Genomic DNA, 12,332 nt, shown 5'->3' with positions numbered 1-12,332 from the left:
TTGCTTGCGCTCGGTGCATGTATCCCTCTTTTACCTTACAACTTTTAGTTGTTAGGGGATTTTATGCATGTGCTCGGTGCATGTATCCCTCTTTTACCTTACAACTTTTAGTTGTTAGGGGCTTTTTTGCATGTGCTCGGCGCATGTATCCCTCTTTTACCCTACAAACTATAATTCGTAAGCCATTATGCACGGGTTCTTCACTGTTGTTAAAGAGGTATGATTGATAAGTATCCCTCTTCATTTATCAGCTCAATCTTATTACATGTCACATATTTTTATATCTTTAATTACTAACATTCCTACTACATCTTCAATTTAAATCCAATGCTAATATTATAAATTTTAAATCGAATTAAACGAAATTTCATGAAGACAACCTATTGACATAAGTTTACAAACGTCTTACAATATAATTAATTAAATAAATCGCACACACTAGGGGTGTTTTATACTGAGATGAGGCTTGCCCTCAAACCCTTTGAACCTGATCTAGCTTGAACTAGCGTAGGAAAGTGTTACTATACATATGTTTTACTAATATATATTGTGAACGCATAACTTTCCTATGGATGGTTGTGCGTTTTTTTATTAGGAGGATGTAAAAATGTCAAAAGGTTTAAAGCTATCTGAAATACTAGTAACCGTACTTATTTCAGTAGTATTCGCAGTTATTTACAATTTATGGTGGTTTGTTTACAATGGTGTGCAAGCTACAGGCCTTCACCTCGAACAATTAACAAACGGGGTTTGGTTCATGGCAGCGATTGTCTGCTATCTAATTATTCCAAAACCAGGTATTGCTTTACTGGCTGAATTTGCTGCAGGTGCCGGCGAAACTATCATTATGGGTCGTTTCGATATTCCGACAATCGTTTACGCTTTCATACAAGGTTTAGCGTGTGAACTTGTCTTTGCAATTTTTAAATATCAATCTCGTTCAGTTATGGTAGCTATGTTAGCAGGTTTTTGTACAGCAATCGCGGCTTTCCCTATAGATTATTTCTATGGTTATTTAAATGAAGTTGCAGGTTGGAACTTAACATTATTCATCGTATTTAGATTAATTAGTGGTGCAGTAGTCGCCGGCGTCCTATCTTACCTTTTAGTAAAAGCTTTAGATAAGACAGGCGTAACAAAATTATTTAGACCAGCTGCTAAAGAAGATTACGACAACTTATAAGAGGAGCATTCAGAGTGTTAAAAGTAAGTGATTTACGATTAAAATATCCAAGTGGTCAGCGTAAAATTTTCGATCATTTAAATATCACTATTCAAGACAAAGAAAAAGTACTTTTACTCGGTCCTTCTGGTTGCGGTAAAAGTACACTTCTGAATGTATTAAGTGGTATTGTTCCTAATTTAATTGAATTACCTATGAAATATGATGAACTAATCGTTGACCCATTAAGTGGCGTTATTTTCCAAGACCCTGATAGCCAGTTTTGTATGCCAAAAGTATACGAAGAACTTGCATTCGTTTTAGAAAATAGACAAGTACCACGTGAAGACATGGATGCGTTAATTATCAATGCTTTAAATATGGTCAATTTAAATGTTACCCCTGAAACGTATATCAAAGATTTAAGTGGCGGGATGAAACAGAAATTGGCAATTGTTGAAACCATTCTTCAACAATCAAAAACATTGTTTTTAGATGAACCGACAGCAATGTTAGATGTTCAAGCAACAGAAGATTTATGGACTAAACTAATTGAACTTTGGGAAGATCAAACTGTTGTAATCGTTGAACATAAAGTTAAACACATCTGGAATCATGTCGACCGCGTCATTTTGATGGATTATAACGGAAATATCATTGCCGATGAATGTCCTGAAATCATATTACAGAAGTATGTTCATTTACTCAGTGAATATGGTGTGTGGCATCCACGTGCATGGGAATTCGCACCAAGTCGTGTTGACTTTCCAACAACAAACTCACACTTATTACAATTTAAAAATGGACGTATTATTCGCGGTAAATCAACCTTGCTCTCATTCTCAGATTTAGAAATTGGTCTAGGTGAGTGGATTACAATTACAGGGGCAAATGGTAGTGGTAAAACAACCTTGCTTGAATCAATTATGCAATTGATTAAATATCAAGGTGATGTTTATTTTGAAAATCAGCGTTTAACAAAAATTAAACATGCAGCAAAACACATGTACCTAGTTTATCAAAACCCAGAATTACAATTTATAACAAATTCGGTTTATGATGAAATTAACATTCATTTTAATCACCTTTCTAAAGATCAAAGTGATGATGAAACGATACAACTTTTAAAACTTTTAGATTTACAAAATGTAAAAGATCAACATCCTTATGAGTTGTCTATTGGTCAAAAACGACGCCTTAGCGTAGCTACCGCACTAAGTTCTAAAGCTGATATTATCTTTTTAGATGAACCGACATTTGGACTTGATAGCCATAATACATTCCAGTTGATCAAACTTTTCCAAAAGCGAATTAATTTGGGACAAAGTATTGTCATGGTTACACATGACGATGAAATAATTGAACGTTATCCATCAAGAAGACTTAAAATTTCAGATGGTGCGTTACTAGATTGTGATGGTGATACGAATGTATGAGCAATGGAAAGTTCGGCAATCATTTGTTGATGATGTCAACATTATAACGAAACTATTTCTTGGAATTATACTATTTTTCTTTATTATATTTGTGCATAATTTCGATTTTATGCTTTATATCACTATCTTAATGTTAGTTTTCTTATTGATGTTTAATGGTACTCAGTTTAAAATTACAGCAATTTTTATAACTATAAGTATTGGCTTTGCATTACTCTCTTCCCTGTTCATGATTTTATACGGGAATGGTAGCCATACAATTTTGAAATTCGGATTTATCCATATTACAACAGAAAGTTTAGTTCGTGGTTTACATGTATCATTAAGAACCATTGCTATTTCATTTTTCGGTATCTTAATCGCACTTACATCTCAGGTTGTCATGATATTTTATAGTTTAATGCAACATTTAAAGGTTAAATCAAAAGTTGCTTATGCATTCATGGCTGCCATTCGTATGATACCTTTAATGATTAGTTCTTTAATACAGCTTCGCAGATCTTTAAAAATGCGCTATCAGATGATAGACGCAGCAAATTATAGAGGGTTAAAGCGATTTAAGCATTTAATTATACCTCTATTAAGCCAAAATATTAGAAAGGCACATCAATTATCAGTTGCGATGGAGTCGAAAGGATTTAGAGATGGTCCTCGTACTTACTATTACAACGTACCTTTCTCATATAAAGATATAATCTTTATTATAGTTTTAATTGCCATTATTACTATGGCATATTATTGTTCAATCACCTTACCCATCACGGGCATAGATGATGTTCGTCTTGGTCGTGTAGGTTAAATTTTATCCATAATTGTATAGATACTAAATTAGAAATTCATTGTATAGAAAAAGAAAACCATTTATTCCATACTAAACAAAAGAGGTGCCACAAACATGTTATTTTGTTCATCCAAACATGTTGTGGCGCCTCTTTTGTATTACATATGCATAATCACAAATTTGGTACAGAAATCAATGTCCTAGACTCTACAACTAAAAAAGCTATGAAAAAAACTATCGTTATAGATTTCTTCATAGCTAATCTTAGTATTTTTTAAATATACTTATTTAAGTTGTAGTGCTTTATTCGCAATGTCATGACGATAGAATAAATGGTCACTTTGTATTTGAGATACTTTTTCGTATGCGTCTCGCTGTGCATCTTGTACATTGTCACCTTTTCCGATGGCAAGTATAACTCTACCACCTGAAGTAACAAAGGTATCACCTTGCTTCTTTAATCCACTAACAAAATAGTTTTCATTTAAATCAAAGCCACTTACTTTATGCCCTTTTTCATATGCATCAGGATATCCTTTTGATGCCAACATGACCCCTACAATAGATTCATTTTTCCATTTGAATTCAGTACGTTTTCCTTCATCTAAATCAATAATATGCTGCATTAAATCACTTTCCATGCGACTTAATAATACTTGAGCTTCAGGATCACCAAAACGGGCATTAAATTCTATTACTTTTGGACCATCTTTAGTTAAAATAGCACCAATGTATAATACACCGAAGAATTGATAACCTTCATTAAGCATTGCCTTTGCAATGGGTTGTGCAATTGTTTCATTTGTAAGTTTTAAAACATCGTCACTAATATGTGGTACTGGACAATAAGCCCCCATACCACCAGTATTTGGTCCTTCATCATGATCAAATGCGCGTTTATGATCTTGTGCAATACAGTCGAAAGGTACTGCTAAATCACCATTAACAAATGTCATTAGCGAGAACTCTTCACCTTCTAAAAACGTTTCAAATACAACAGTACCTTCTTCTTCATCACCATACATAATCTCAATAGCACTTCTGGCTGCTTCAATAGTATCTGCAATAATAACGCCTTTCCCAGCAGCTAACCCATCTTTCTTGACAACAACGGGCAATTCACAGTTTTCAATATATGTTAAAGCATCCTTTTTTCGCTCAACTTCTTTATAATCAGCAGTTGGAATATTATATTTTTTCATTATCTTTTTAGCAAATAATTTTGAGCCTTCGATTTGAGCTGCTTGCTTATTTGGACCAAACACTTTGAAACCATTCGCTCGTAAAATGTCTGCTAATCCATCAATTAGCGGCTGTTCTGGACCTATAACTACCCAATCAACATTTTGCTGTTTAGCAAAATCTAGTATCCCTTGATGATTAGATTCTGAAATTTCAGTGTGTACTTCAGCTATAGGTGTCATTGCCTCATTACCTGGAATGACAAACACTTGTTTAACTAGATTCGATTGATTAAGTTTATATGCAAGTGCATGTTCTCGTCCACCAGCACCAATTACTAATACATTCATTTATGTTACGCCCCTTTAAAATTAGTGTTTAAAATGTCGAGTGCCTGTGACTACCATTGCAATACCATGTTTATTAGCCATATCAATTGAATCTTGATCTTTAATCGAACCACCCGGTTGGATAATTGCCTTTATACCATGTTGTGCTGCAAGTTCAACTGTATCTCCCATAGGGAAAAATCCATCAGATACTAACGCTACATGATCATTGATTTCAATAGCTCTCTCTAACGCAATTTTAGCAGCACCGACACGATTCATTTGTCCAGCACCTATACCTACAGTTTGTTTATTATTACTTAAAATAATTGCATTACTTTTTACTGATGGTACAACTTTCCATCCTAATAACATTGCTTCCCATTGTTCATCAGTAGGTGCTACTTCTGTAACAACTTTCATTTCTTCTTTTGGCACGACATAATTGTCTTTATCTTGAACTAAATATCCGCCAGATACTGAAACAAACTCTTCTTCGTTACTGTCTATAGTCATATCAATTTCTAATAATCTTACATTCTTCTTTTGTTTTAAAATATCTAATGCTTCATCTGTAAATTTTGGTGCAATAATGACTTCCAAAAAGATACTATGCAATTGCTCTGCTAACTCAGGTGTTACAGCTCGGTTTAATGCAACAATTCCACCAAATATTGATTGACTATCCGCTTCATACGCATGTTGAAATGCTTGTTCAATCGTGTCACCGATACCAACACCACATGGATTCATGTGTTTAACCGCAACTGCAGCAGGTGTATCAAACTTTTTAACTAAAGCTAGTGTAGCATCTGCATCTTTAATATTGTTATAGCTTAATTGTTTCCCATGTAATTGTTTAGCGCCTGCAATCGTGTGCTTAGCATTCGAAGTTCTCACAAAATACGCTGATTGTTGTGGATTTTCTCCATATCTTAAAGTTTCTTTATCCCCTTTAAAGAAACGTACAATCGCTTCATCATATTCTGCAGTATGCTCAAAAACTTTAATCATTAATGGTTGTCTATATGACTCATCTAACGAATCGTTTCTTAATCGCGTCAATACTTCATGATAATCTGCCGGATGTACAATTGTTGTTACATGTTTATAGTTTTTAGCTGCAGCACGTAACATTGTTGGACCACCAATATCAATATTTTCAATTGCTTCGTCCATCGTCACATCAGGGTTTGCAACAGTTTGTTGGAATGGATATAAATTAACTACTACCATATCAATTAAATCTATATGTTGTTCTGATAATTCATTTAAATGCTGCGGTTTATTTCGATCAGCTAAAATGCCACCATGAACAGCCGGATGTAATGTTTTAACACGGCCATCCATTATTTCTGGAAAATGTGTTAAGTCTGAAACAGAACGAACTGGTACATTTGCTTCATCTAATATACGTTTAGTACCACCAGTTGAATATAATTCATAATTTAATTGCGTTAACGCTTTAGCAAACTCTACAATACCTGTTTTATTTGATACGCTCAAAATAGCTTTCTTCATCACATACATACTCCTTATTTTACAATTTTAGCAATAACACTTGGATATAACTCATATTCCAATTTTTTTACTTTCTCTTCTAATTGTTCTTTTGAATCGTCCGGTCTAATATCACATTGTCTCTGTTCAATAATTTCTCCCGTATCCATACCACAATCAACATAATGTACTGTCGAACCAGTAATAGTATCGCCACTATGATATGCTTGGCCTATTGCGTCAATCCCCTTATATTTCGGCAATAGAGATGGATGTATATTCAATATTTTACCTTCAAATGAAGCTAATAAATCTGGACCAATTAGACGCATGTAGCCAGCTAAAATAATCCACTCTACCTTATCTTTATTTAATAATGTTACTAAATGTTGTTCATACGCTGCTTTTGAATCAAATTGTTTTGGTTCATTAATATAAACAGGAATATCGTGCTTTTTTGCTCTATCTATACAAAACGCATTTTGATGATCCGTATATAGCGCCGTAACTTCAATATTTTCAAGTTTTCCTGATTCAACATGCTCAACTATATTTTCAAAGTTACTTCCTGAACCTGATGCAAAAATCGCAATTTTAACCATTGTTATACCCCCAACAATTCAATTGCAGTTGACTCATTTTTCACAATATGACCAATTTGATAAGCTTCCACATTTTGTTCTGCTAAAATCTTCAAAGCGCGTGATGCATCTTTTTCATCAACGATAACCGTATAGCCAATACCCATGTTAAAAATGTTATACATTTCATTTGTGTCTATATTGCCTTGTTGTTGTAACCAATCAAATATTTTTGGCGTTGGAAATGATGTAGTATCAATTCTAGCAGCATATCCGGCTGGCAATGCACGTGGAATATTTTCATAAAAACCTCCACCAGTAATATGATTCATTGCCTTAATAGAAACTTCTTTTTTTAAAGCAAGTACAGGTTTGACATATAATTTAGTTGGTTCTAAAAAGACATCTATAAATGGACGATTATCGAAGTTTGATGCCAAATCAATGCCTGATTCATTAATTAATTTGCGCACTAAACTGTATCCATTTGAATGAATGCCACTTGACGCAAGTCCTATAACAACTTGTCCCTCTTTCACTTCTGAACCATCTACATAGTCATCCTTTTCAACTGCTCCAACAGCAAATCCGGCTACATCATATTCACCTTCGTGATACATTTCACCCATTTCAGCAGTCTCTCCACCGATAAGTGCAGTATTCGTTTCAACGCATGCATCACTAATACCTTTAACAATTTGTTCAATAACTTCAGGAACAACTTTATTTGTAGCGATGTAATCTAAAAAATACAATGGTTCTGCACCTGTCGTTAAAATATCATTAACACACATTGCAACTGCATCGATACCTATCGAATCATGTTTCCCATAGTCGATAGCTAGTTTTAATTTCGTACCTACTCCGTCTGTTCCAGAAACTAAAACTGGCGCTGTCATATTTAATTGTGATAAATCAAATGTAGCACCGAATCCACCTAAACCACCGATAACTTCTTTACGCATCGTACGTTTAACATGACTAGACATTCTTTCTACAGCTTCATAACCAGCATGAATATTTACACCAGATTGTTCATATGCTTTAGACATTTAAATTTCCCTCGCTATCAAAAAAGTGTTTGTTTTTAGAAATATATTGCTTTTGTCGATGACTTAAATGTGCTTTATAATTTGCTTCATAATCATATAACCCTGCAGGATAATCTCCAGTGAAACTTTCTACACATAAGCCACTATATGGCGCGTCATAATCTAAACCAATTGATTCAATTAACCCATCTACAGATAGATATGCTAATGAATCAGCGCCAATATAATCTTTAATTTCTTCAGGTGATTTGCTTGCAGAAATTAATTCTGCCGTAGTTGAAACATCGATTCCATAAAAACTTGGGAACATAAATTCCGGTGATGCTATACGCACATGCACTTTATTTGCACCAGAATCTTTTAACATTTTCACAATGCGTCGAATTGTCGTACCGCGAACAATGGAATCATCAACAAGAATGATATTTTTCCCATCTACTATATCTTTTACCGCAGATAACTTCACTCTCACACCTTGCTCACGTAATTCTTGAGTTGGTTGAATAAATGTTCTTGCAACATATTGATTTTTAACTAGTCCCATTTCATATGGCAAACCTATTTCTTCAGCATAACCACTCGCAGCTGATAGCGATGAATTGGGTACACCGATGACCATATCAGCATTTACAGGGCTTTCTTGGGCTAATTTTTTACCAGAAGCTTTACGTACTGCATGGACATTTTTACCAGCTATTGTTGAGTCTGGTCTAGCAAAATAAATATATTCCATCGCAGAAATTGCAGTTGTCGTATGATGTGTATAAGATTTAACTGTAATACCTTTATCGTTAATCACGACATATTCACCTGCATGAATATCTTGAACAAATTCTGCACCTAACACATCTATTGCACATGTTTCACTTGCAAGGATGTATGTACCATCTTTCATTTTACCTACAACAAGTGGTCTGATAGCATTTGGATCTACTGCGCCATATAACGCATCTTTAGTTAATATCGCAAATGTAAAACCGCCTTTAACTTTTCGCAAACTTTCTTTCAACGCTTCCTCAAAAGTAGGAGCTTTACTTCGACGTATCAAATGCATAATGACTTCAGTATCTGAAGACGAATGGAAGATAGCACCTTGTTTTTCTAAATTCTGACGCAATGATTTAGCATTAATGAGGTTACCATTATGACAAATACCTACACTCATATCATAAAAGTGATACAGAAACGGTTGAATATTTTCAATACCTTTATTACCTGAAGTAGCATAACGGACGTGACCAATTGCATGTTGATATCCTTTTAATCGTTCCATTTGATCATCGTTAATCGCTTCAGTTAGTAAGCCTAATCCTCGCTCGCCTTTTAATTCATTTTGATCAGAAACAACTATACCTGCACCTTCTTGACCACGATGTTGCAAACTATGAAGTCCCATATATGTTAGTTGCGCTGCTTCAGGATGATTCCAAATACCAAACACGCCACATTCTTCGTTTAATCCTGAGTAGTTAAACATTGAGCAATTGCCCCTTCCCATATTTGTTTAATATCTGAAACATTTTCACTAATCTCTGTATATGGTGTTGTTACTTTGAAATTATCACTATCTGTTAAAAGTCCAATTTCTATTGCATTATCAATATTTAAAGTTTTACCTGATTTAACAGAAACAACATATCGGCCTTGTGTCTCACTAAACAATTGTGCATTTGTTATATCTATTGAAGATTTTAATCCTAAACCGTAATGCGCACTTAGTTTAGCTAAGGTAATCAGTAAGCCACCTTTACCAACTGTTTGAACATGTGATAATAGTCCTTCACGAATAGCGGTCTTGATTGATTCACCTTTTTCAACTTCTGAACTCAAATCTAATGACTCAAATTCATGATTAACTTTGCCATAAATTAACTTTTCAAGTTGACTACCACCAAAGTCGTCCTTAGTATCACCGATTAAATATAATTTATCTCCAACTTGAGGTTCAAAATCATTTAAATAATTTACATTTTCAATCAAACCTACCATTCCAACAACTGGTGTTGGGAAAATAGAAGTACCTTTCGTTTCGTTATATAAAGATACATTTCCAGAAACTACTGGTGTCTTAAGAATGTCGCATGCTTCTGCCATACCTTTCGTTGAATCTATCAACTGTTGATAGATTTCTTTCTTTTCAGGAGAACCATAATTTAAACAATCTGTCATTGCTAATGGTGTTGCACCCACGGCAATTAAATTTCGATAAGCTTCAGCTACTACCATCTTTCCACCTTCATATGGATTGTTATATACATAACGCGCTTCACCATCAATTGTTGAAGCAATTGCCTTATTTGTGCCTTCCACACGTACTACCGATGCTTGAAGTCCTGGCTTAATTATCGTATTGGCACCAACTTGTTGGTCGTATTGATCATATAAATAGTGTTTAGATGCTATAGTCGGATGCTTAAGTAATTTAAAGAAAGTATCTTTAACATCGATGTGTGTATAATCATTTTTAGAAGTATTATAATCTTTTTCTTCTCCTTCTAAAATATATACAGGTGCTTCATCAGCTAGTGGTTCAACTGGAATGTCAGCATAAACTTCATCATCATATGTTAAAACAAAACGATTTGTATCTGTAACTTCACCTATAACAGCACTATCCAATTCGTGCTTATCAAATAAATCTAAGAATTTTTGTTCATTACCTTTTTCAACAACTAGTAACATACGTTCTTGAGTTTCTGAAAGCATCATTTCATAAGGAGAAATACCTGGCTCACGTGTTGGCACTTGTTCTAATCTCAAATGTAACCCACTACCACCTTTTGCCGCCATTTCAGACGATGAAGATGTTAAACCAGCAGCACCCATATCTTGAATACCAACTAATTCATCAAATGTAATTGCTTCAAGTGTTGCTTCCATTAATTTTTTACCTACAAATGGATCACCGATTTGTACAGAAGGTCGTTTACTTTCGCTTTCTTCCGTCAATTCTTCAGATGCAAAAGTAGCACCATGAATACCATCTCGACCAGTTTTCAAACCAACATAAATGACCGAATTACCTACACCTTTTGCTGTGCCTTTTTGAATCATGTCGTGATTGATAACACCAACACACATTGCATTAACAAGTGGATTGCCATCATAACGTTCATCAAATTCGATTTCACCAGCAGTTGTTGGAATACCAATGCAGTTACCATAACCTCCGATACCCTTTACAACCCCTTTAAGTAATCTTTGGTTTTGTTTATTATCTAATTCTCCAAATCTAAGACTGTTTAACAAATTAATAGGTCTAGCCCCAATAGAAACAATGTCACGAATGATTCCACCAACGCCTGTAGCAGCCCCTTGATATGGTTCAATTGCTGATGGATGATTGTGAGACTCTACTTTAAATACTACGGCTTGATTATCACCTATATCGACTACCCCTGCACCTTCACCTGGACCCATAAGCACATGCTCACCTGACGTAGGAAATTGCTTTAAAAACGGTTTAGAATGTTTATAAGAGCAATGTTCACTCCACATAACAGAAAAGATACCTGTTTCTGTAAAGTTAGGTTGTCTGCCTAAAATATCGCAAACTTTTTCATATTCTTGATCACTTAATCCCATATCTTGATATACTTTTTCAAGTTTAATTTCTTCAACGCTTGGTTCGATAAATTTAGACATGTTGTTCCCTCCAACTTTTTACCATCGCTTCAAATAATTTCACACCACTATCAGTACCTAACAACGTTTCTAAAGCTCTTTCAGGATGTGGCATCATGCCACATACATTGCCTTTTTCGTTAACAATTCCTGCAATATCATCATATGAACCGTTCGGATTATTCACATATTTCAGAATAATTTGATTGTTAGCTTTTAATTGTTGATATATTTCATCAGTACAATAATAATGACCTTCACCGTGAGCTACAGGATATATAACTTTTTCACCTTGCTCATAAAGATTTGTAAATGCCGTTTGATTATTCACTATTTCTAACTCTTCATTTCTACTAATAAATAAATGTGAATCGTTATGCAATAATGCACCAGGTAATAAGCCTATTTCAGTTAAAATTTGAAACCCATTACAAACACCTAATACTGGCTTACCTTCAGTTGCAAGACGTTTAACTTCCGAAATAATCGGCGCTACACTAGCCATTGCCCCAGATCTTAAGTAATCCCCGAATGAAAATCCACCAGGAATAAGTACGCCATCAAATCCACTTAGTGATGTTTCTCTATAATCTACATATTCCGCTTCAACACCACTTTTAATAGCAGCATTAAACATGTCTCTATCACAATTCGAACCTGGAAAAACAAGAACCGCAAATTTCAT

The 12,332-nt window shown here is 34.5% G+C and carries 10 protein-coding genes and 1 riboswitch; of the genes, 3 read left to right on the top strand and 7 right to left on the bottom strand.

Annotation, left to right across the window (positions count from 1 at the left end; genetic code table 11):
* Positions 1-430 precede the first annotated feature (430 nt).
* Positions 431-531: riboswitch (TPP riboswitch) on the top strand.
* 76 nt (positions 532-607) lie between these two features.
* From JQN76_RS08980 to JQN76_RS08970, 3 genes are read left to right on the top strand one after another with little or no spacing between them, the layout of a single operon-like run.
* The gene (locus JQN76_RS08980) at positions 608-1,183 is read left to right on the top strand and encodes an ECF transporter S component (protein WP_000033477.1); all 576 of its coding nucleotides are present in this window, start codon (positions 608-610) and stop codon (positions 1,181-1,183) included.
* Positions 1,184-1,197: 14 nt separating this feature from the next.
* On the top strand, positions 1,198-2,598 hold the full coding sequence (locus JQN76_RS08975; RefSeq protein ID WP_000921973.1) for an ABC transporter ATP-binding protein: 1,401 nt from the start codon (positions 1,198-1,200) through the stop codon (positions 2,596-2,598).
* Entirely contained in the window at positions 2,591-3,397 is an 807-nt protein-coding gene (locus tag JQN76_RS08970; protein WP_000273253.1) for an energy-coupling factor transporter transmembrane component T family protein, read from the top strand. The genes JQN76_RS08975 and JQN76_RS08970 overlap by 8 nt, the downstream gene beginning before the upstream one ends.
* Positions 3,398-3,663: 266 nt before the next feature.
* On the opposite strand, the gene purD is transcribed toward JQN76_RS08970, so the two are convergent.
* The 7 genes from purD to purQ are packed head-to-tail and all read right to left on the bottom strand — an operon-like array spanning position 3,664 to position 12,332.
* The gene (gene purD / locus JQN76_RS08965) at positions 3,664-4,911 is read right to left on the bottom strand and encodes a phosphoribosylamine--glycine ligase (RefSeq protein ID WP_001101924.1); all 1,248 of its coding nucleotides are present in this window, start codon (positions 4,909-4,911) and stop codon (positions 3,664-3,666) included.
* Positions 4,912-4,932: 21 nt separating this feature from the next.
* Entirely contained in the window at positions 4,933-6,411 is a 1,479-nt protein-coding gene (purH, locus tag JQN76_RS08960; RefSeq protein WP_001836783.1) for a bifunctional phosphoribosylaminoimidazolecarboxamide formyltransferase/IMP cyclohydrolase, read from the bottom strand.
* A 14-nt stretch (positions 6,412-6,425) separates the two neighbouring features.
* Complete coding sequence (gene purN / locus JQN76_RS08955; RefSeq protein WP_000238669.1) at positions 6,426-6,992, bottom strand: phosphoribosylglycinamide formyltransferase; 567 nt, start codon at positions 6,990-6,992, stop codon at positions 6,426-6,428.
* 2 nt (positions 6,993-6,994) lie between these two features.
* Complete coding sequence (gene purM, locus JQN76_RS08950; RefSeq protein ID WP_000030811.1) at positions 6,995-8,023, bottom strand: phosphoribosylformylglycinamidine cyclo-ligase; 1,029 nt, start codon at positions 8,021-8,023, stop codon at positions 6,995-6,997.
* A complete protein-coding gene (gene purF, locus JQN76_RS08945; RefSeq protein WP_000483720.1) occupies positions 8,016-9,500 on the bottom strand; it encodes an amidophosphoribosyltransferase in 1,485 nt (494 codons plus the stop codon). The genes purM and purF overlap by 8 nt, the downstream gene beginning before the upstream one ends.
* Positions 9,479-11,668 (bottom strand): phosphoribosylformylglycinamidine synthase subunit PurL, encoded by a 2,190-nt coding sequence (gene purL, locus JQN76_RS08940; RefSeq protein WP_000032740.1) that lies wholly within the window; start codon positions 11,666-11,668, stop codon positions 9,479-9,481. The genes purF and purL overlap by 22 nt, the downstream gene beginning before the upstream one ends.
* Positions 11,661-12,332 (bottom strand): phosphoribosylformylglycinamidine synthase I, encoded by a 672-nt coding sequence (gene purQ / locus JQN76_RS08935; RefSeq protein WP_000666806.1) that lies wholly within the window; start codon positions 12,330-12,332, stop codon positions 11,661-11,663. The genes purL and purQ overlap by 8 nt, the downstream gene beginning before the upstream one ends.

The organism is Staphylococcus sp. SM3655 (assembly GCF_016917315.1).
In the GTDB taxonomy this organism is placed as follows: domain Bacteria; phylum Bacillota; class Bacilli; order Staphylococcales; family Staphylococcaceae; genus Staphylococcus; species Staphylococcus aureus.
This window is presented reverse-complemented; position numbering and strand designations above follow the sequence as displayed.